Here is a 22,194-nt window from a genome sequence, read left to right as displayed (position 1 = left end):
ACCTTATATTTTCTAATTATATTCTAAAGTTTTAACAATAACCTCAAATATAGTAGGCATGTTTTCTTTGAAATTTGATTCTTTTACAAAAAAAGAAAATCTGCAAAATTGTTTTCCTTCTTCTGTAAAGTATTCTATACACTTATAACTATCTCCGATTTCCTTTGTAATTGTATACTTAAGTAAATATCCTTTTCTGCCATTCATACAAATTTGTTTTATAGAATACTCTTTGTACAAATTTTGTTTTTCGGATATACTCTTGCTATTTTGTAAAAATAATTTTAAGTCACCTTTTAAATTCCATACTTCTACAAAACCATTTATGGCATTGTCATCACTCTTAAAATCACTATGATATAATATTTCATCTCCAAATGTGTCCTGATTTCTACAGGTCCATCGTGATGGCAGCTTATATAGTAACCTGCCTTCCAGACCTTTATATTGAGTAAGAGATTCCATATTATTTTGAATAAGAGCTGTAAACTTTAACCTCATATCAAAATTTTTTTCAAGTCCTAAAAGCACTATCATAAGTCCTATTATAATTATAGTAACCCCAATTTTTTTTTTATCTATTACTATTAATCTCATAATAAGTGACCAATATTACTTTCTAACAGGTATTACTATAGTATTTGCTCTAAAGTCATAAAACATAAGCCAATGGCCCATCGTGTCTTTATCCTTTAGGGGTATCCACGTAACAAATCCAGATTTTCCTCCATAAGGTTGATCCTTTCTGCTTTTAGTTCCCGGAATTCCATATATCAAATATTTTACCCTGTCATTTTTATCACATTTATAACCTGCTAGATAATAATTATATTTTTTTATATATGGATAATATTGTACCATAGGATAATATATATAAGAATATTTATTATAATCAGTTATATTATACATATCATCCATAGAACTTACAGGTACCTTATTCCATACACACCTTTTTAATTCCTTATTTATATCTTTTATTTCTTTAAAGCCACTCATAAGTTGTGTAAAAAACTTTCCTTCTGGACCTTTAGGATAACTTCTAGATACATTATCTTTTTCACATTCTCTCTGACATCTATTTAAGTTTAATTTTTTATGGCATCGTAGTCGGGATTTATCCACATATATTGAGCTATCATTATTTCTATCTTCTTTAGAATTTATGTTTCTGTCTTCATTTTTTCCTGTATCATTAGATTTTGAGTTATCTTCGATAATCTCTTCTTCCATCACTTCAGCATCTACTTGAACTTCCTTATTTTGTTCTTCACTTTCCGATTTATTAACTTCCTCAGATTCCTCTTGCTCTTCTTCTTGTTCTTCTCTATACGAATCTTTTTCTTCTATTTCTATATTTTCTTTAACTTCTTCTTCGTCTTCTTTGGCTTTCTCTATAATATCCTCATACTGATCAAACACACTCTTTGTTTCAGTTTTTTCAGATTTTTCTATTTCACTTACTTCGGTTTCTTCTAAATCTTTGTTTTTATTTTGAGATACGGGAAATGCTTTCCACTCAGGTATTTCCGTACTTGCAAACCCGCTCATTACAGATATTATGTTATCATCCACCATTCTCACTATAGCAGCTCCTGACACCTTATCCATAGCTATACCACTTCCTGCTACATCATTTGCAGCATATTCATAACTTATATCTGCTCTTCCATAATCATCTATGTTCATTTCACCAATTTTGATTATATTTTTTATATCTTTTTTATTACATATTAACATCATGTAATAGGGTGTTTTTTCTTTTTTTAAATTTTGTACATAATAAGATATTTTACACTTATCATTTTTCATCTCCAACTTTGCATATCCTGAAGCAATTTTGTCAGAAGCTAAAGAGTATCCTTTTTCATCTTCTTGTAATATTATAAAATATCTACTATAACTCTTTTTTTGTGCCAACTTCTATACCTCCATATATTATATTCATTATAATATATGAGATAACTTTCAAAAAGTGAACAAATAGTTTTAACTTATCTTCAAAAACATGTCGCATTTTAATGTATACATATGTCATATATACAATCAGATAGTCTTCCAAACTCTTCTATAGATAGCGTTTCGCCCCTTCTCTTTTCATCAATTTCAGCTTTTTTAAAAGCAGCTTCCATATCTTCTTTAGGAACTTTTAAGGTCTTTACAGCATTCCAGAGAGTTTTTCTTCTCATATTAAATGAACATCTTACTACCTTAAAAAATAATTTTTTATCTTTCACCTTAACTCTAGGTTCATCAAGTTTGGTTAACTTTATAACTATAGATTCCACTTTGGGCCTTGGAATAAACGATAAAGGACTTACTTTTCTTATTACTTCAACATCGCAATAATATTGCACTAGAATCGAAAGTGCTCCATATTGTTTGCAATTAGGTTCTGATGAGATTCTCTCACCCACTTCTTTTTGTATCATTATAGTAAGAGTTTTAAAATTGTAGTTTTCATTCAGCAGTCGTGTAATAATAGGAGTTGTAACATAGTAAGGTAAATTTGCAACAATTTTCACATTTTTTTCATCATCTATTATTTTATTAAAATCTATTTTAAGCGCATCTTTATGTATCAACTCAAAATTTTTAAAGTCCTTTAGTTCTTCCTTTAAAATTGGAATTAAATCTGAATCCAATTCAATAGCACATACTTTACCTGCTTTTTTTAAAAGTTCTCTTGTTAAAGTTCCCACTCCAGGTCCTATTTCTATAATAAAATCCTCTTTACTTATATCAGCACTATTTACTATGTCATCCAATACTGTATTGTCTATTAAAAAATTTTGCCCTAAACTTTTTGAAAATTTAAATCCATATTTTTTTACTACATCTGCAGTAGATAAATCATTCATTGTACTTCTCCTTGTCTATTATATTATTTACTTTACTTATAGCCTTTTTAAATTCCTCTTTTGTTATTCCATAATCATTTAGTCTATTTAAAAACTGAGAAGTATTACAATATCCTATTCCAAGTTCTTTTCCCATCATATCCCTCTTCGCCTTGGAATTTGATTTTCCTGTCAAACCAAAGAACACCATATCACTTATTTCAAATTCCTCTCTTTTTTCCTTTACCTCATACTTGGCATTTTTTAAAGCCTTTATTATAGTTTCTGGGGAAGCATTTTCAACCCCAATATCTCCATTTTTTATACCATCTTTCTGAGATATATAAGCATGCTTTATTCCCTTTACCCTTTTAGATATAATCTGCCTTATTTTATTTCCTGCAAAATCCGGATCCGTAAGCACTATGACGCCCTGTCTTTTTTGAGCTTCTTTTATTTTATCTATAATTTTTTTATTTATTCCAAAACCCCCTACAGCTATAAGTTGAGCATCAACCGCCCTTTTAACTGCAGTTATATCATCTCTTCCTTCAACCACTATTACTTCCTTAATCATAAATGTCCTCCTATTTTATTAAATCTATTATTATAGATAATAGATACCTTATACTTATACTCGAAAGTATTTTCATAAAATTAAAAGAAAAAATAGGAGCATATGCTCCTACCTAATTACATAAACATTAACCCATCTTACACCCCAGTTGTCTACTTCTGAGCTAGAATCAAAAAATAAATCTAATCTATTTCCCTTGATAGCTCCACCTGTATCTTCTGCTATAGCATAACCATAACCTTCTATATAAAGCTTCGTACCAAGTGGTATTACTCTAGGATCAACTGCTACTGAGCTATAATCTCCATTATTTCTCCTGGCTACAGTGCCAGATGCAGTTATACCAAATGCTGGATCTCCAGGATTCTTACCTGTACTGGCATAATCTGCAGTATATGCAGTTGCCCTCATTTGCAGTGATTCAACATAGTTAAGATTAGTTCCTCTAGACGGAGTATAATTAGTCAATGTTCCTATGGCTATAACTTTTTGTACCGGCTGCTTTTTTATGATTTCGCTAATTACTTTTTTCGAAACCTCTTTACCATTTTGGTATACAACCCTAGTCACAGTCTCCTTCTCTCCATTTTGTCCTTCTTGCACAACCTTTTTAGTTCCATTTTCAACCTGCTCGTCACTTTTCAAAATTGTGTCATAGTTTATAGGTCTGTCCTCTTTTATGTCTTTTGTTTTAACCCTAGTCACTACTACATTCATTCCTTTTTTCAACTCATGCTTCCTGGATGGATATACTATATCAAGTTTTGAAATTCCTATCTTTTCTGCCTTTAACATATCTTCAACATTATCCTCGGCAGACTCTAAATTCAACTTTTTATTGTCAGCTTCTACTTTAACTTTTACTACTCTTTTGATTTTCAACGTGGTGTTATTCTCCACCCTACTGTCTAGACTAGGCTTCACTTTATCCTTAGGCCCTATGCTAATTCCACTATTATCGAGAACTTTTCTATAGGTACTACAAAACGTGGTAATCTTCTTACTTCTTCCATCTACTGAAACAACTATTGTCTTTCTTGTACTAAATATTACTCCGATTAAAACAGATAAAATTACAACTGCAATAATTTCTACTCTAAGGCCAATTGGAAAATATTTTTTCAAGTAAGTCTTAAACTTTTCCACCATAAAAATACCTCCTCTGGGCGAGAGCGACATACTCCATTATAAATGGAACCCAAAATCATGTCAAATATCACTCTGCATTAAGACTGTTATAAAATGTTAAATGCAGCCTTGTGCATAAAACTATAAATAAAATAATTATTTATGATTCCGATATTATACTTCATGAGTAAATAACTCGCATTAAATCTACTAATTAGAGTTCCCTACTCAACTTACAGTCTATGCTATTTTTTGGTGGTTTAAAGTGCCTATTATATAAATTATGCTGTTAAATGTTTTTTTATTACTAAAAATAGATTTAATAAAACCTCTCTTTAATTTTACACTATTTTACCATATTAAGCAACTGTTTCATGTTAAAAATTGTTAATTGGCTTATTTTACTATCCTCTACGCCTTTGATTTCAGCTATTTTAGCTATAATAAATTTTATATATTCAGATCTATTTCTCTTTCCTCTAAAAGGAACCGGAGCCATATAGGGACAATCTGTCTCAACTAAAATTCTATCAAAGGGTACTTCCCTTGCAACTTCAACAGCTTTCTTTGCATTTTTGAAAGTTACTACCCCTGTAAATCCTATGTAATATCCTAATTTTAAAAATTCCCTTGCAATTTCAACACTTCCAGAAAAACAATGTATTTCTCCAATAACATTCTTAAACTGTTTTACTATATTTAAAGTATCTTCATGAGCTTCCCTATCGTGTATAATTACTGGTAATTTTAATTCATCCGCTAATTTCATCTGCTTTATAAATACAGCTTTTTGTACTTCTTTCGGAGGATTTTCTTTGTAATAATAGTCAAGCCCTATCTCCCCAATTGCCTTTACTTTTTTATTTTTAGCTAAAATTTTTAATTCTTCTAATATATCATCAGTAAATATGTCTGAATATTCAGGATGCACTCCTACTGCTGCATAAAACATATCATGTTTATCCGCTAATTTAACAGATGCTCTAGCTCCTTCAATAGAAGACCCACAATTTAATACTCCAACTATATTGTTTTTTTTCAACTCTTCTATTACTTTGTCCCTATCTTCGTCAAATTCTTCATCATCATAATGCGCATGGGCATCAAATATGTTCAGTTCCATATGATTTTCTCCTAACCTAATTTTAAATTCTTTCGCAGTTTAAAAAAATTGCAAAGCAATTTTTTTAAAGAACAAAGTTCAAAGTTCAAATATCAAATAAGGATAATTTTCTTTCTAACATCAGAAAATATTTAAATTATAGATTTCCTGAGGTACGAGGGAAATTATCTTTATCTGTTCTTTGCTATTTGAACTTTGTTATTTTCAAAAGCTTTGCTTTGCAACTTTTTATATTAAATCAAAATTTCTTATGTTCCAAAGTTGAATTACATAAAATTCACATTACCTTACTGTGCTTCCACTTGGGATTTCATCAGAAAGTGATAGTATGGATAATTTACTATCATCATCTGAAGCTGCAGATAATATCATTCCTTCTGAAATTTCGCCTTTCAATTTTACAGGTTTTAAATTCGCTACAAATACTACATATTTGCCCACAAGCTCTTCTGGCTTATAATACTTTGCAATTCCTGAAACTACCTGCCTCTGTTCCTTTCCCATTTGAAGTTGAAATTTAAGTAGTTTATTGGATCCTTTTATGTTTTCACATTTTAAAACTTTAGCAACTCTTAAATCTATTTTATCAAAATCATCTATAGTTATTTGTTTTTTTAAAGATTTTTCATTGGAATTCTGTGCTGCTTTTTTTTCTTCTTTTAATTTATTTAACTCCTCTATTTTTTTATCTACATCTATTCTAGGAAATAATAGTTCTCCCTTGCTTATCTTTGTTCCAGCCTTGGTTCCATTAAAAGAAGTTATACTATCCCAGGAAACAACGTTTGTATTAAGTTGTTTATACATTTTAGCACTTGTTTCAGGTAAATATGGAGAAACACATATAGATATTATTCTAAGTGACTCTAAAAGATTGTAAAGCACTGTTCCAAGCCTATCTTTTTTAGACTCATCTTTAGCTAATATCCATGGTGTAGTTTCATCTATATATTTATTTGATCTAGTTATAAGATCCCATATATTATCTAAAGCTTCTGGTATTCTTAAATCATTCATATTCTTTTCTACTTTTTCAGGAGTTTCTAATGCTAACTTTATAAGTTCATCATCAATTTGCTCTTTTTTTGTTGGTTCTTGTACTACTCCATCAAAATATTTTTCAACCATAGCACAAGTTCTAGATAACAAGTTTCCCAAATCATTAGCTAAATCTGCATTAATTCTTTTTATAAATATTTCATTATTAAACAATCCATCTGAACCAAATGGTATTTCTCTCAATAGATAATATCTAACAGCATCTGCACCAAAATTATCTACTAAAACTACAGGATCTACTACATTTCCCTTCGACTTTGACATTTTTCCCCCATCTACCAAAAGCCATCCATGTCCGAATACCTTTTTAGGAACAGGAAGTCCCAATGCCATAAGCATTATAGGCCAATAAATCGTATGAAATCTCAGTATGTCTTTACCAACTAGATGTACATCTGCCGGCCAATACTTATTATACAATTCTTCATTTTTACTGCCATATCCAAGAGCTGTTATATAATTTGCAAGAGCATCTATCCAAACATATATCACGTGTTTTTCATCAAAAGTTACAGGTATTCCCCAATTAAAAGATGTCCTAGAAACACACAAATCCTGGAGTCCAGGCCTTAAGAAGTTATTTAACATTTCATTTTTTCTAGATTCAGGCTGTATAAAGTCAGGATGATCCTCAATATACTTTATAAGTTTAGGCGCATATTTTGACATTTTAAAGAAATATGCTTCTTCTTTAGTTTTTTCTACTGGCCTTCCACAATCAGGACACTTACCGTCTGCTGCTTGGGTTTCTGTCCAAAAGGATTCACAAGGTGTACAATATAACCCTTCATAACTTCCCTTATATATATCACCTTGATCATACAATTTCTTAAATATTTTTTGAACTGCCTTAACATGGTAGTCCTCTGTAGTTCGTATAAACTTGTCATAGCTTATATTCATCATATCCCACAACTTTTTAATTCCAGCCACTATTTCGTCTACATATTCTATAGGAGTAACACCCTTTGCTTCAGCTAACCTCTGAATCTTCTGTCCATGTTCATCTGTTCCTGTCAAAAGCATAACATCATAACCTGTAAGCCTTTTAAATCTTGCAAGAGCATCTGCTGCTACAGTAGTATAGGTGTTTCCTATATGAAGTTTTGCAGATGGATAATAAATTGGCGTAGTAATATAATAAGTTTTCTTGGTCATGTTTTTCTCTCCCTTTTTCTTCTAGTTTTATTGTATTTCTAATTATTTTTTCATATAAAAAAACCCCCATATGGAAAAATTTTTTCCACATAGAGGCGTAAATTACGCTTTACCACTCTACTTTACTTTTACTTCACAATAAAAGCATCATTAAGTAACTATTCATTACCTTGTAATGTAACGGTTACTACCGTACCACTCTACTATTATTTCAAGCGATATACTCTAGAGCCATATTCATAAATTTCATTGCATTCGGCTCTCACCAAAATCTGCCGACTCTCTTTGTGCAAACTAATTTACTACTCTTTCCTTCACAGTATTTAACAATATAATATGTCATATAATTTTATGTGTCAACATTTTTTGTTTGAAAAATTTCTTCATTTTTCTCTTTTATACTTTTTAAATCTTCCCAAAATGCAGCTTTTTTATTCGCATCTCTCAAAACTGCTGAAGGATGAAAAGTTGCAGTCATATAAAAGCCTTTTCTTTCAATCCACTTTCCCCTATCTCTTGTAATTCTCCATTCCTTTCCCAATATACATCCCATGGCAGTTGCACCAAGACAAACTATTATTTTGGGCCTTACAAGTGCTACTTGATTTCTTAAATAAGGAATACAAGCTTTTTCTTCTTCTTCATAAGGTGTCCTATTGTTCTTGGGTCTGCACTTGCAAATATTACATATGTAGTAATCTCTTTCTCTATGTAAATCCAGAGCAAGAAGAGCTTTCGTCAAAAGCTGACCTGCCCTACCTACAAAAGGTATTCCCGTTCTATCCTCATCTGCTCCTGGTGCTTCTCCTATAAACATGATATGTGCCTTAGGATTTCCATCTCCAAAAACCATATTAGTTCTGTTATCTCCTAAACTACATTTAGAACAACTTAAACATTCTTCATAGAGCTCTTTCCACCTTAACAACTTAACTCACATCCCGAATAATTATGAATTATACTATATATTATACAACTAATTATTATAAGGTAAAATATAAAATTTCATACCAATTTTCAATTAAAACATAATTCTAGTTACTATAACTGCTGTGATTATTGCAGTTATATCTGCCATTACTGCTGCCCAGAGGGTATGCCTTATTTTTTTTATACCAACCGCTCCAAAATAAACTGTAAGAGTATAAAATATGGTTTCCGTAGAACCCATAATTATAGAAGAAATTCTACCTATGTAACTATCTGGTCCAAATTTGCTTAAAGTTTCAGCAAATATTCCAAGAGCTCCACTGCCTGATAATGGCTTTACAAGCACAAGAGGTACTACTTCAGGAGGAAGCCCTATAAATTTTACTACAGGCTTTACAAATCCTATAAAGTAATCTAAAGCTTTAGATTCTCTAAAAACTCCTACTGCTATTATCATAGCTAGTAGGTACGGAAATATCTTAATACATATATCTATCCCTTCCTTGGCTCCTTCTACAAAACATTCATATACTCTAACTTTTTTCATTTGACCATAGGTAACCATAAATATAATAATTATTGGTATTATAGCTTTTATTATGTACTTCACACTACTCTACTCCTTTTAAATAAAGTTAAAAATACCTCTGGAGAATTTTACAACATACTACTCCTACTACTGCAGATATAGTAGTTGTAATTATGGCTGGTATTATTGTTTCTGCAGGATTTTTAGATCCCATTGCCGCTCTTATGGATATAACTGTAGTTGGAACAAGCTGTATGCAAGCTGCATTTAAAACTAAAAAAAGCGCCATATCATCACTTGCTTCTTCTTTCTTTTTATTGAGATTACTAAGCTGATCCATAGCTTTTATTCCAAAAGGAGTGGCTGCATTAGATAATCCCATCATATTAGCAGTTAAGTTCATAACTATTGGTCCTATAGCTCTTTCATCTTTAGAGGCATCCTTAAACAAAACTTTCAAAATGGGTCTCATTAAACTTGCTATTTTATTCATAAGGCCACTTTTCTCTGCTATTTTCATTACTCCACACCAGAGACACATTATTCCCAAAAGACTTATCATAAGTTTTACTGAAGCATCTGAAGAAGCTATAATAGACTTAGACACTGCCTCTCCCCTTCCAGATAATATTCCAAACCCTATTCCAAAAGCTAAAATAAAAAACCATATAATGTTTATCACAATATAACCACTCCCCCTATAATCCAAAATATACAAATATTTATCATATAACTAATATATGATAATAAGAATATAAAATTACCTATAAGCAGATGGATTTTATAGAGATGAAATCATTGAAAATCCCCTTTAATAGTGTTACCATTTATGTTGTGATAATTTTTAAATTGGAGGTTAATAATGACCATTAGAGATATAATGAAATATATAGAAAGTGAATATCTAGTTATAAATGATACTCCCTGTGAAATATGTGGAGGAGAATATTTAGCTGAAAATTCAAATGTATCCATAGTTGATGGTATCCCCTACGATATTTGTAATTGTGTATGTTCAGAATGCGGCCATGAAAAAACTTTTCAATTTTGTGCACCATTTGTAGAAGATGAAGATTTATCAAAAATAAAAAATATATTAAATTAAGGAGAATTATTAATGAAAGAAAACACTTTAAATTTGGCTCAACGAGATATCGACGAAGCTCTGTCAGTTATTGAAAGTTTGGAAAAGGCCATAGTAAGCGACAGCTCACAGAATCAGGTATTGAAAGACAAATTTCATCTTCTTTACGACAAAGTAAACGAATTGGAAAATATACTAAAAAGTGAAGGAATTATTTAAATAAAAAAACACTATCTAATCATCTGAACCGACCCCCAAAAGTTAGACCTAAAATCTAACGATTGGAGGTTGGTTTTTTATTGGCAAAATATAGTTTTGAATTTAAAAAGAAAGTAATTGAAGCTTATCAGCGTGGTGAAGGTGGTTATTCTTATCTTGCGCAAAAGTATGGTGTTAAGAATAGACGACAGGTTTTAAATTGGGTTCACTATTATGAGAAATTTGGTGATAAGGGGTTAATGCGTTCAAGAAAAAATAATAGCTATACTTTTAAATACAAGCTTCATGTGGTAGAGTTATATCTATCAAGTGAAGTCTCGTATCAGGAGTTATCACTTTGTGAAGGCATTAATAATAATGCTATGATTGCAAAGTGGGTAAATGACTTTCGTATAGCTGGTCCTGATGCATTGAGGCCAAAGAAGAAGGGACGAAAGAAATCATTGGACTCATCTAATAAAAAGAAAGATATAACATTAAGTGAGGCGGCTCCGGTTGATACCAGTGCAGAACGTGTTAAACAGCTTGAAGATGAACTGCTCAAACTTAGAATAGAAAATGCCTATTTAAAAGAACTGAGGAGACTGCGTTTAGAGGAGGAAGCTCTTCTGAAAAAACAGCGAGAATCGTCCACAGCCTCCGAGGAGAGTTCAAATTAAAAGACATTCTCGCAGTTGTTGGCTTTCCTAAGGCCACATATATGTATTGGCAGAAAAGATTTGATAGAGAAAATCCTGACAAAGAACTTGAGAATAAGATTCTCAAAATCCGTTCTGAAAACAAAGATTGGGGATATAGACGAGTCTATGGTGAACTAAGAAAGCAGAAATATCTTGTGAACAAAAAGAAAGTCCAGCGAATTATGCAGAAATATGACCTGCAGGTGACATCATTCAGGAGAAAGAGCCGTAAATACAGTTCTTATAAGGGTAAGGTTGGAAGGGTTTCACCTAATAGAATTCACAGACGATTTAACACAAAAATACCTCATCAGAAAATCACGACGGATACAACAGAATTCAAATATTATGAAATAGATGCAAAAGGACGTATGATAATCAAGAAACTTTACCTGGATCCATTTATGGATATGTGCAATAGAGAAATACTAAGTTATGGTATATCTGAGCATCCCTCAGCTGCAAATATCATGGGCGCATTAAACCAGGCAATTGAAATAACCTCTGATTGTCCATACAGAAGAACATTTCACTCAGATCAAGGCTGGGCTTATCAGATGAAATCTTATACACACGCTCTCAAAGAGACTGGAATCTTTCAAAGCATGTCCAGAAAAGGAAACTGTTATGATAATTCGGTTATGGAAAATTTTTTTGGAATTATGAAGCAGGAAATGTATTATGGATTAGTCTATTACAGCTATGATAAACTAAAAGAGGCGATAGAGAAATATATAAAGTACTATAATGAACATAGAATCAAAGAGAAACTAGGATGGATGAGTCCTGTTGAATACAGACTCAGCCTCTTGGCTGTATGAAATTAGCGAGGCAGCCGAAACTGTCCCGCTAATAAAGTCTAACTTTTAGGGGTCACCTCAATCATTGATTTTGATAGTGTTTTTACTATATTTATTACTTATATTTAGGTATTTCAAATTCTAATGTTAAATTAGAACCTGCTGTTATATCCTGCATTTCCTTTATTATATTTGGTATTTGTTTATATGCCCAAGATATATCTGTAGCATACTCATGCTGTCCGGGATTTCCAGGATCCCACCTCATTTTATAAAGAGTGTTTTGATTTGTTGATGGATTGTTTATATACCACTTTCCTATCCACTGTGCTCCACCTGAAATAGCACTCTCTACAGTAGTCCATCCATTCTCATATGCAGTTTTAGTCCCATTTAAAACAGCATTATCGTCTGTAGCATTTATTCCAAAGAAATTATATACAGGTACTCCATAAATATAATTTCCATTGCTATCCGTTGCTCCACCATTTGCAAGCTTAGAAGTACCATTTCCTGTTTCAAGCATAGCATGTGAAACTAAATAAGCTACGCTTATATTATTATTTTTAGCTGCATCTAAAAATGCTTGTCCTTTTCCATCAAAGATTCCTTTTCCTTTTAGAAAATTATTTAGGCTATCTGCTGTAACGCCATCAGCATATGTAAGCTTTAAAAATTGATATTTACCATAACTGTCAAGAAAATTATTAGGATCCGCATAATATTTTATCTGATTTTTAGTTGCAGCATTGTCCATTACATTAGCTGCTACAAATACAGGTGTACTATCTGAATTTAATTGCGTATTTACCATATCATCTAAAGATATATCATAGTTTGCATATTCATTTGACCCAGCATCTATACTATCCACACATCTAAAGTAATCTACAAAATAATTATCATACTCTGTATTTCCATCTTTATGGGCTCCAGTAGCTCCTGTCCTTTTCACATAAATTACCGCTTTGTATTTTTGACCGTTAGTACCTGCACTCAACGTTTTTAAAGCTGTTATTTTTCCGCTATCCTCGCTAGTGTATCCATTTGTAAGTTCAGTATAATTTCCATCCTTGTCATTTTGTCCATTTACAAAAATTCTGTACTGTACATCTGATGAGCTATCACATTGTATAAAAAACCCTTGTTTCTCAGATGACAAAAGTGGTTCATATTCAAATTTATTGGAAGTTATCTTAGGAAGATCTGTATAACTTGTCCCATCTGAATATTTATTACTTGTAGTAAACTGCATACTTAAAGGGTTGGACAAATTTTTTCCTGAAACTGATTTTAATCCTTCCCCTATAACAAGATTATATTTTTCACTTGGATCATATCCTGATACCTTAGGACTTACCAATACAGTACTTGGATCATTTCCCAAAGTTACTGCCACAGGAACCTGAACATTATTTTTATCAGTAACTTGTATATTAGTACTATTTACAGTACTTGGCTCCAAATTGCTGCTGAATTTAACAGTCCACTCTTTATTGGTGTCAATATTTATCCTAGGAGATCCCAGCGAAGAATCTGCAGATACCTTAAATTGAAAAGCCACTAGTGCAAAAGCTGCTGTTATTATAAGTGTCTTTACATTCTTATTCAATTTTTACCCCCCAAAATATCTTAATTATAATTATCCTATTACTTGAACGTATTACCCTAGATAAAAGTCTTTACTTATTGGCATTTTCGTAATTACTATTTGTAAGTCGTCTTTTAAATTCATTCATTCCATATCTTTCACTTACATATACTCTGTGCAAAGTATATATTCCTTGGTCTTTATTAGCCCACCCCCCTGCTGTAGTAAAAGCCATGCTATATCCTTCTGCCTTTAAAGCTTTTATAGCATTTTCATTCCATTTGCCATAAGGATATGCAATATACTTTACTTTTTTATTAAGAAGTTTTTCTAAGAATTCCTTTGAATCTTTTAAAGTCTGTATTTGTTTGTCATAAGTTAACCTATCCAGCTTATCATGATTTACGGTGTGGCTTTCAATATCCATACCATAACTATCCATCTGCTTCAACTCACTAGAAGTTAAAAAATCTTTCTCATTATTTATACTACTTGTAATCATAAACACGGTAGCCTTAAATCCAAACTCCTTTAAAACAGGAAAAGCATTTTCATAGTTATCCTTATATCCGTCATCAAGAGTTATCACTACAGATTTATTAGGTACTGGTTTATTATAAGCTAAAAAATTATAAAGTTCATTTAAAGTAAGGGTGGTATATCCATTATCCTTTAAATACTTCATCTGTTCTCTAAATCTTTCCTTTGGCACCCTTAATTCATTTCCCTTTTCATAATCTATGGAATGATAATATAAAATAGGAATAGATTGAGAGTTATATTTTATATTTTTCCCTGTAAATTCTCTATCCTTAACGTGTTCTACCTTTTTTATATTTGTTTGATTTTTTTTATCAGACTTTACATTTGATTTATTATCGACCTTTTTTTGGTCATTTGAAGATACAAGTTTATTTTTGTAAACACTATGTGCGCCAATTATAAAGAAAATCAATAAAACTAGAGCAATTAAACCTTTTATATTTTTATTTTTCATATTATCGCTTCTTTCCAACCTAACCTGGATGGTACCCTCACTTTTCTCATTAGTTATATAGATTACAAATTTTCCAGTAAATAAAGTAGGCTTTTTCCTAAATTTATTATATCAAACAATCATATACATAAAAAGTTTAATTTCAAAAGTCTATAAGCTGATTTTTTGCTTTAAGCTATTGTTTTAAATTCATATCCCTGATCTTTTAGATATTCGATAATCTGAGGTAATGCTCTAGCTGTTTCTTCTTTACCATAAGTATCATGCATAAGTATAACAACTTTTTGTTGTGAACCCACACTTCTTTTTACGTGTTCTAAAAGCTGATCTGCATTTTTTCTTCTTCCTTCTGCATCAAAATCATAGGCATTCCAATCTATGCTGTACATACCTTTTTCCTTTAGTCTTGCATTAAATTCATTTAAATTAGGATCGTGATAGTATGCCCTTGACATATAACCTCCTGGAAGTCTTAGTACTCTAGTATTAAAGTCTTGTCCAACAATATTTCTTATAGCTGTATTATCCTGTTCAACTTCTGCCATAACAGTACCTACATCAAGTCTATTCCCAGGATACAACTTTCTCATGCTGTGTGTATAAGTATGATTTCCAATAGCATGTCCCTCTTTTAGTATTTCTTTTACTAGTTCCTTACTTTTTTCATTTTTTTCTACATTTTCTCCTAGCAGACAAAAAGTTGCTTTCACATTATAATTTTTCAAAGTATTCAATATTATTGGTGTCACAGTAGTAGAAGGTCCATCATCAAAAGTTAGAAATGCTATCTTCTTTCCATCATTTGGAGCTTTATTGTCCAATATATCTTTTACTTTTTGTGCATCATAAGTATATTTCATTCCATCTTCAGATACATTATGTCTAATGTTTTTGTTCTTATCTGAATCTTGTTTATTACTACTTTTCACATTACTTTTAGATGTCTTTTTCTCACTAACTTCACTCCCAGCTTTTTTATCAGCAGATATTACCTTATTAGTTTTTGATTTATTCCCATGAAAATAATTATATCCTTCATAGGACAAGCCAAAGACTACAATTAATCCAAGTAACATCAATCCACCATTTTTTAAAATCTTACTAAAGTTGTTCCTTGTTGTCATTATATATTATCTCCCATCCACTTTTATTAAATTAAACTCCGCATAAAAATCCTTTCTCTAACATATTAAAACATGTATCTTCATTTTTGTTAAACAAAATATTAACAAAGTGTAAATTATTTTAGCTTTCGTTACATTTATAAGACCTATTGTACGTTTGATTCGAAATAAAAACTATATTCAACATTATCCACAACATTATTACATATTTTGTGGATAACATGTTATTTTTAAATAATATAAGTTATCTTTTTCCTCTAATTTTCTATCTAGGATAAAATTTAAAATATAATACAAGTATCTTATTACTGCTATATTAAAAAAATACCTCCGAATAATAGCCATAGGTACTGCATATCTAATAATATGATAAATACTACTAGTTGTTGACTTTTCCACATTATCCACAGATAATATGTTAATAAGTTGTGTTATTAACGTATTATCTATAAAACAAAATTTGTTTACATGTTATTTTTATATCATTTATCCACATTATCCACAATTTTGTGGACAATATGTGGATAACATATTATTTAGTAACAAATTTAACCCTATATCCATATAATATTATTAACCACATAGTCACAAAGCTCATAAAACACAACTAACATTTTCCAATACAAAACAATATACCTTTTTATCTCAAAAATTAAGGGGATTACCTGTCCCCTTAATTTTATAATTGCAATTGATTAAATATTTTTGGTAATTTTCTTAACATATTTTTAAACTTATGTTATTATTATAGTAAGATCTTTTTATGGAAGGTGAGGTTATTTATGAAAGATAACGTTATCAAGGTAGATTTTTCAAGAAATAGGAAAAAAGATCCATTTTCACTTCTATTACTAATAAAGAAAACTTATAAAAAATTCTTTTACTCTATGTTTAAATCCTATAAAACAAAAGATAAAAATAATAAAAATATAATTCGAAGTTTTAAAGATATATCTTAAGGTGCCATTAAGTGCACCTTTTTATTATGTGTGTTAAAATATAATAAAAATATCTAGGAGGAATTAAATGTGAAAATCGGGCTTGGTTATGATGTCCATAAATTAGTTTATAATAGACCTCTTATTTTAGGAGGCGTAAATATCCCTTTTGAAAAAGGTCTTATGGGACATTCAGATGCAGATGTACTTCTTCATGCAATAATGGATAGTCTCCTTGGAGCCTTGTGTCTAGGTGATATCGGCAAGCATTTCCCTGATAATGATAATAAATATAAGAACATATGTAGTCTTAAATTGCTGTCACATGTATCAGCTTTGATTAATGAAAAAGGATATACTATAGGGAACATAGATTCTATTATAATAGCCGAAAAGCCTAAACTTTCTTCATACATACAAGATATGAGGGTAAATATAGCTAAAACTCTAAATGTAACTACAGCCGTAATAAGTGTAAAAGCCACTACAGAGGAAGGTCTTGGCTTTACCGGCAAAGGAGAAGGCATAGCCGCTCAAAGCATCTGTTTGTTAACAGCTAATTCAAAATAAGCTGCCCATAAACAGGGTGCATGGGAGTGCTATATCAGGTAGTCATCGGATAAAAAATAACTTACCTAAATTTAATTTGATAAATCTAGGTAAGTTGCATGAAGTATCACGATAAACTCATTTTTATCCCTTCTACTTTCCTTCATAGTTATTTACTATATTTTGAACTAGTTTCTTAATTGCACTCGCCTGGCAAATTAAAGACATTACCACAAAAAAGATACCTATCCTCTCTTCATCATCAGATTTTAAGTCCATATCCTTTACCATGTCTTGAAATTTTTGTTCATTAAAATGTTCTTTACTCATCAAATCATCAAGGCTATTGTTATGCAAATCTGAAAATATCTTATAGGCTTTTTCCCAAGATATTATATCATCTTCTCCATCGTTTATCTCATTAAAGGCAAGTCTAAAAACCTTTTTTATTTCCTCTGTGGTTAATATAGGTCTCATATAACTTAATAAAATAAGCTGTGTCAAATGAACTTTTGTATATCCCCTTTTTTTCCCATCTTCGGGTTTAGATATGACTTCATTTTTAATATAATTTTGTACTATATTATTTGTGTATTTTTCACCCTGAAACTTATCATTTAGATAGTCTGTAACTTGAGATAAAAATAAATCATACCTTGGCAAATCCTCATAAGGTACTATAGTATTATCTGATATATTCTTAGCAATTTTGTTTATATATTCCATGCCAAATTTGTGTTCTTTCATTATTTACAACCTCCAAAATAACAGTTATTTTAACCTTAAAAAACCATATTAATATTATATGTTATATATATATTCTTTACAAACTAACTATTTATTAAATCCACGGGAATTTGTTACATTTTCTATATATATCATGATAAACCATAATAAATCCTATTAAACCGTCTTAAATTGCCTAAAATAAGTTAATCTAATACTTGTTATAAGTTATATAATACTGTATAATGCTCTCATACTTAATGTTATAAAAATTTAATAATATTAATATCCACTAGCTATAAATATTATGTTACCATATAAGAAAAGATTATTTTCTTTAAGGGGGTGGCTAAAGTTAAGTTAAATAAAAAACTTTTTATTATATCATTAGTGATGGCTTTTTTGTTCTTATCAGTAGATTTGTTTACACCACAGGGAAATATCTTAAACATAAATAACAATACTGCATATGCAAGAAGCTCTGGTGGATTTAAATCAAGTGGATTTTCACACAGCACAAGTAGTTTTTCACATAGTAGTAGTTCCAAATCTTCTGGTGGTAGTTTTAAATCGGGTAGCTTTTCTTCCCCTAATTCTACCTATAAACAAAAAAATAGCAGTAATAGTTCTGGAGGAGATTTTAAGTCAGGCAGTTTTTCTAATACACCTAATTCTTCTTCAAAATCTAGTAATCAAAATACTAACCAAAATAATTCTGGCTCCGGTCAAAATTATAGCAGTAGAAGTCATAGGTCCTTTTTTCCTATACCTATACCCATCCCTATACCCTGGGGACACAGCTCTAGCTATTATGGATATGGTGGAGGTCATAGTCTTTTAGCAAACTTCTTTTGGGGCTTTGTTAAATTTGTAATATTAATTTTAATATTACTATTTATTATAAGAAAGATAAAAAAATTTAAAAATAGAAAATAATGAGGAGGATTTTTTATGGGAGTATTAAAAAGAGTATCAAATATTTTTAGGGCAAAAGTAAACAATACTTTAGATGATATTGAAAACCCTATTGAATTACTTGATCAAAAACTAAGGGATATGGATGACAGCCTAAACAAAGCTAAATTATCATCAGCACAAATACTAGGTAATGTTCATGAAATTGAAAAGAAAATGGAAGAATCAAAAAGAGTATCTACTGAATTTGATGAAAAAGTAAAACTTGCAATGAGTAAAGGAAATGAAGAATTAGCTAAAAAGGCTCTAGCTAGGAAATTAGAAGCTGATAAAAGTTACAGTTCTTTAGAAGCCAGTTACAAAGATGCTTGCCAAAAAGCTGAAGCAGTTAAAAGTAAGTTAAAAGAACTAGAAGAAGAAATACACAAAACTAGAGTATATAGAGATGAGGCTGCAGCAAGATTTAATAATGCAGAAGCCTCTAAAAAAGTAAATGAAATACTATCTAATGTAGAAACAGGAAGCAATAAAATAAATATTGATGACATCGAAAGAAAAATTCAAAAGAAAGAATCTTTGGCTGAAGGCCTTGGAGATTTAAGAGAAGAAGATTCTTTAGAAAAAGAATTTAAAAAATTAGATGAAGTTGACCTTGATAAAGAATTGGAAAAATATAAACAAAATTAGGTGATATCATGAGTAAAGCTGACCAGTTCTTAAAATGTGAAAAAGATAAGTACGGCAAAATATTTGTAGCTATAAATTATGCTATAGATAACATTTCTCCTTTTTTAGATAAAGATATTTTAAATAGGAGAAAATATGTATCCAAAATATCAACCTTAAAAAAATATATAGATTTAATTGAAGCTGCACAAGGTGAACTTGATACAGGAGGCTTTTTAAACAAGCTAAAAAGTGATAAATATATTTCTTTACTAGAAGATTATAAAAATGATAATTTAGAATCTTTATTCCAACTTGAGAAATGCAGCACCTGTCAATGCCTTAACTGTACTTCAGATTGTAAATTTGACAGTTGCCTTGGATGTAAAAGTGGTTCTAAAATCGTAAATTGTGATAAAAAGAAAATAAACATTACAAGGCATGATAGCTTTTCTTTAAATCTTACTAACGATAAAACTGGTGAAAGTGATAGGTATACAGTACTAGCCGTTCTTCAAGATGTACAATTAGACAGAAAGTATATAATAATAGAAAATACCTTATCTAAAGAAAAATTTATTCTGTATTATTATCCTGGGATTTCAGAAGACAGTTATGGAGAAATTTCCGATGCAGAAGAATTTGACTTTATAGTCTCAACTTTTCAAAGTATAGAAGAATAAACGAATTTTCAGACACTTGTCCACAGAAATCATGAACTTATCAACATTTTCTGTGGATAAGTTATAAATATTGATATTAATACAACACTTCTAATCAAATTTCAACTTTTATATATTAGCATAAACAAAATTCTAATTTATCAATTCATAGTGTCATAAGCAAGAACTTATCCACAATGTGGATAAGTTCTTGCTTAGTTTAAATATAATTGTTATTTATCTTAACTCTTAAATAATTTAATGCTTCTTCTCTAGTTTGTATTTTTCCTAAATATCTAAGTCTTATCACATCTTCAAGAGCATTTTTTACCTCAGGCCCTGATATATTTAAAATCTGAATAACATCATTTCCATTTAAAATCTTATTCTCGTTTATACTGCAGTATAATTCATACTCTTTTAGCATATCTTCAATAAACATTTTAAATCTAACTTTCTCATTTTCAACATCCAAAAGCATTCTTGTAGCATAGTTATCACAATATGCAGCAGTTAGTATTTCTATTATATATCCATCATATTTTGAAAAAAACTTATAAAAATCATTCTTCTTATCTTTAGAATTTTGTTTAAAAATCTTTAGCGGATACATATGGCCCTCTACTATATTCTCTATATAGCTTTCTGCTTTTTTTGGGAATTTCATGTTCCTACAGAAATTCCTAGCTATAGCAGCTCCTTTCATTTCATGTCCCCAAAAACTTACTTTGTCTCCGTCCTTTCTATAAGCCTCATATTTACCAATATCATGCAAAAAGCAAGCTAAAGACATATACTCTCTCAACTTAAAGTCACCTATTTTATCTTGAAACACATGTAAATTTAATCCCTTAACACTTACCTTACCATTTAAGATATCCTTAAATACACAATAAGTTAAATTCATATGAGTAAATACGTCTTCTATATGATATGCACATTTTCCTATAGTTTTTAATTCTTCTATATAAGGTATAATATTTTTTAGTATTCCATAGTTATCTAAAACTTCAAAAGCCTTTCCATAATCATCCCTTTCCAATATAAGCATAAATTCTTTAAAGACTCTTTCCATAGGCATATCCATTATTTTGTAACATAATTTTTCAATGCATTTTTCCGTATCTAAATTAAAATGCATTCCATAAGATATACAAAATCTAATACCTCTAAGTATCCTGATGGGATCATTTTCTAAGCTCATATCCGTTACACTTTTAATTATTCTATTATCAATAGATCTTCTTCCATAAAAGGGATCAATAACTTTAACTTTATCTCCACTAAGTTTTATAGCTATAGCGTTCATAGTAAAATCTCTTTTCTTCAAATCCTCCTCAATAGAATCCCCCTCCATGAGAGATATATCTATCGAATTATTTCCTAGCATACATCTATATATACCTATTTCCTGCTTTATAGGGAAAAATTTATATTGTCTATTTTCGAGTTCCTCCATAAATTTTTCAATATTTCCGTTAAATATAAAATCTATATCCTTTGGTTGAGCTGTTATACTAATTAATCTATCTCTTATATACCCACCAACTAAATAAACTTCTCCTCCTACTTTACTTATTACTTCTCTTGTGCTTTTAATAAAGTCTTTCACATAATCCAAATTAATCACCTACTTACTTATTATTTTATCACATAGAAATACTCTATTTCTATAAATAAAATTTCCTTTTTTTAAAATTATCAACATTATGTGTCTAAATTACAGATATATTTTTGCAAAACTAATTCCCATACAACCTGCTCTACTTCTATTTATTAAATCATACATCTCTTATTTTAATATAAATACTCTCTTATATCCATATAGATTATCAATATTAAATTTCTTATCGAAAATTTCGACTTTAAATATTTAATTATCCATTTAGTTACTATTTTATA

22 protein-coding genes, 1 pseudogene and 1 other annotated feature are annotated in these 22,194 nt (G+C 30.2%); of the genes and pseudogenes, 8 read left to right on the top strand and 15 right to left on the bottom strand.

Features of this window, described 5'->3' with window-relative positions; all coding sequences use genetic code 11:
* Positions 1-12: 12 nt before the first annotated feature.
* The 10 genes and pseudogenes from CLAU_RS11185 to CLAU_RS11140 form a co-directional block, all read right to left on the bottom strand.
* Positions 13-597 (bottom strand): hypothetical protein, encoded by a 585-nt coding sequence (locus CLAU_RS11185; RefSeq protein ID WP_013236869.1) that lies wholly within the window; start codon positions 595-597, stop codon positions 13-15.
* Between the two features lie 15 nt (positions 598-612).
* Positions 613-1,917, bottom strand: a complete 1,305-nt coding sequence (locus CLAU_RS11180; protein ID WP_013236868.1) for a DUF7922 domain-containing protein — start codon at positions 1,915-1,917, stop codon at positions 613-615.
* 98 nt (positions 1,918-2,015) lie between these two features.
* Positions 2,016-2,858: a 16S rRNA (adenine(1518)-N(6)/adenine(1519)-N(6))-dimethyltransferase RsmA gene (rsmA, locus tag CLAU_RS11175; RefSeq protein WP_013236867.1), complete on the bottom strand. Its 843-nt coding sequence runs from the start codon at positions 2,856-2,858 to the stop codon at positions 2,016-2,018.
* A complete protein-coding gene (rnmV, locus tag CLAU_RS11170) occupies positions 2,851-3,414 on the bottom strand; it encodes a ribonuclease M5 (protein WP_013236866.1) in 564 nt (187 codons plus the stop codon). Before rnmV ends, rsmA begins: the two co-directional genes overlap by 8 nt.
* Positions 3,415-3,522: 108 nt before the next feature.
* Positions 3,523-4,563: a 3D domain-containing protein gene (locus CLAU_RS11165; RefSeq protein ID WP_013236865.1), complete on the bottom strand. Its 1,041-nt coding sequence runs from the start codon at positions 4,561-4,563 to the stop codon at positions 3,523-3,525.
* 325 nt (positions 4,564-4,888) lie between these two features.
* On the bottom strand, positions 4,889-5,665 hold the full coding sequence (locus tag CLAU_RS11160) for a TatD family hydrolase (protein ID WP_013236864.1): 777 nt from the start codon (positions 5,663-5,665) through the stop codon (positions 4,889-4,891).
* A 282-nt stretch (positions 5,666-5,947) separates the two neighbouring features.
* Positions 5,948-7,885: pseudogene (gene metG / locus CLAU_RS11155) on the bottom strand (methionine--tRNA ligase); the annotation flags it as partial.
* 85 nt (positions 7,886-7,970) lie between these two features.
* Positions 7,971-8,209: a binding site (T-box leader), on the bottom strand.
* A 22-nt stretch (positions 8,210-8,231) separates the two neighbouring features.
* Positions 8,232-8,810: a uracil-DNA glycosylase gene (locus tag CLAU_RS11150; RefSeq protein ID WP_013236862.1), complete on the bottom strand. Its 579-nt coding sequence runs from the start codon at positions 8,808-8,810 to the stop codon at positions 8,232-8,234.
* A gap of 93 nt (positions 8,811-8,903) precedes the next feature.
* Complete coding sequence (locus CLAU_RS11145) at positions 8,904-9,422, bottom strand: spore maturation protein (protein WP_013236861.1); 519 nt, start codon at positions 9,420-9,422, stop codon at positions 8,904-8,906.
* 25 nt (positions 9,423-9,447) lie between these two features.
* Positions 9,448-10,023: a nucleoside recognition domain-containing protein gene (locus tag CLAU_RS11140; RefSeq protein ID WP_013236860.1), complete on the bottom strand. Its 576-nt coding sequence runs from the start codon at positions 10,021-10,023 to the stop codon at positions 9,448-9,450.
* Between the two features lie 180 nt (positions 10,024-10,203).
* Here CLAU_RS11140 and CLAU_RS11135 point away from each other — a divergent pair, with 180 nt between their 5' ends.
* The 3 genes from CLAU_RS11135 to CLAU_RS20085 all read left to right on the top strand — a co-directional run bounded on the left by CLAU_RS11135 (position 10,204) and on the right by CLAU_RS20085 (position 12,145).
* Positions 10,204-10,446, top strand: a complete 243-nt coding sequence (locus CLAU_RS11135) for a hypothetical protein (RefSeq protein ID WP_013236859.1) — start codon at positions 10,204-10,206, stop codon at positions 10,444-10,446.
* A gap of 12 nt (positions 10,447-10,458) precedes the next feature.
* A complete protein-coding gene (locus CLAU_RS11130) occupies positions 10,459-10,644 on the top strand; it encodes a hypothetical protein (RefSeq protein WP_013236858.1) in 186 nt (61 codons plus the stop codon).
* Between the two features lie 80 nt (positions 10,645-10,724).
* Positions 10,725-12,145, top strand: a protein-coding gene (locus tag CLAU_RS20085) for an IS3 family transposase (RefSeq protein WP_242832315.1) whose coding sequence is annotated in 2 segments (ribosomal slippage) — positions 10,725-11,211 and positions 11,211-12,145 — 1,422 coding nt in all. Because the reading frame shifts where the segments join, the coding sequence is not laid out codon by codon here.
* Between the two features lie 94 nt (positions 12,146-12,239).
* Here the strand turns inward: CLAU_RS20085 and CLAU_RS11115 are convergent.
* The 3 genes from CLAU_RS11115 to CLAU_RS11105 form a co-directional block, all read right to left on the bottom strand.
* Positions 12,240-13,736, bottom strand: a complete 1,497-nt coding sequence (locus tag CLAU_RS11115; protein WP_013236857.1) for a glucosaminidase domain-containing protein — start codon at positions 13,734-13,736, stop codon at positions 12,240-12,242.
* Positions 13,737-13,806: 70 nt separating this feature from the next.
* Positions 13,807-14,712, bottom strand: coding sequence for a polysaccharide deacetylase family protein (locus CLAU_RS11110; RefSeq protein ID WP_029170201.1), 906 nt, complete (start codon positions 14,710-14,712; stop codon positions 13,807-13,809).
* A 170-nt stretch (positions 14,713-14,882) separates the two neighbouring features.
* A complete protein-coding gene (locus CLAU_RS11105) occupies positions 14,883-15,836 on the bottom strand; it encodes a polysaccharide deacetylase family protein (protein ID WP_013236850.1) in 954 nt (317 codons plus the stop codon).
* Between the two features lie 782 nt (positions 15,837-16,618).
* Here CLAU_RS11105 and CLAU_RS20740 point away from each other — a divergent pair.
* Both CLAU_RS20740 and ispF read left to right on the top strand, forming a co-directional pair.
* Positions 16,619-16,795, top strand: coding sequence for a hypothetical protein (locus CLAU_RS20740; protein ID WP_013236848.1), 177 nt, complete (start codon positions 16,619-16,621; stop codon positions 16,793-16,795).
* Positions 16,796-16,864: 69 nt separating this feature from the next.
* Complete coding sequence (gene ispF / locus CLAU_RS11100) at positions 16,865-17,344, top strand: 2-C-methyl-D-erythritol 2,4-cyclodiphosphate synthase (RefSeq protein ID WP_013236847.1); 480 nt, start codon at positions 16,865-16,867, stop codon at positions 17,342-17,344.
* Positions 17,345-17,476: 132 nt separating this feature from the next.
* Here ispF and CLAU_RS11095 read toward each other — a convergent pair whose 3' ends face one another.
* Positions 17,477-18,070 (bottom strand): DUF1836 domain-containing protein, encoded by a 594-nt coding sequence (locus CLAU_RS11095; protein ID WP_013236846.1) that lies wholly within the window; start codon positions 18,068-18,070, stop codon positions 17,477-17,479.
* A 324-nt stretch (positions 18,071-18,394) separates the two neighbouring features.
* On the opposite strand from CLAU_RS11095, the gene CLAU_RS11090 reads away from it, so the two are divergent.
* Genes CLAU_RS11090 through CLAU_RS11080 form a run of 3 tightly spaced genes read left to right on the top strand, consistent with a single transcriptional unit; the run spans position 18,395 to position 20,313 of the window.
* The gene (locus tag CLAU_RS11090) at positions 18,395-18,985 is read left to right on the top strand and encodes a hypothetical protein (protein ID WP_023162529.1); all 591 of its coding nucleotides are present in this window, start codon (positions 18,395-18,397) and stop codon (positions 18,983-18,985) included.
* A gap of 15 nt (positions 18,986-19,000) precedes the next feature.
* A complete protein-coding gene (locus CLAU_RS11085) occupies positions 19,001-19,651 on the top strand; it encodes a PspA/IM30 family protein (protein ID WP_013236844.1) in 651 nt (216 codons plus the stop codon).
* An 8-nt stretch (positions 19,652-19,659) separates the two neighbouring features.
* Positions 19,660-20,313, top strand: a complete 654-nt coding sequence (locus tag CLAU_RS11080; RefSeq protein WP_013236843.1) for a hypothetical protein — start codon at positions 19,660-19,662, stop codon at positions 20,311-20,313.
* Between the two features lie 199 nt (positions 20,314-20,512).
* Here CLAU_RS11080 and CLAU_RS11075 read toward each other — a convergent pair whose 3' ends face one another.
* A complete protein-coding gene (locus tag CLAU_RS11075; RefSeq protein ID WP_035788388.1) occupies positions 20,513-21,904 on the bottom strand; it encodes a tRNA nucleotidyltransferase/poly(A) polymerase-related protein in 1,392 nt (463 codons plus the stop codon).
* Between the last annotated feature and the right edge of the window lie 290 nt (positions 21,905-22,194).

The organism is Clostridium autoethanogenum DSM 10061 (assembly GCF_001484725.1).
Classification (GTDB): domain Bacteria; phylum Bacillota; class Clostridia; order Clostridiales; family Clostridiaceae; genus Clostridium_B; species Clostridium_B ljungdahlii.
Note: the sequence above shows the minus strand (reverse complement) of the source record. Positions and strands in the feature narration are given on the sequence as shown.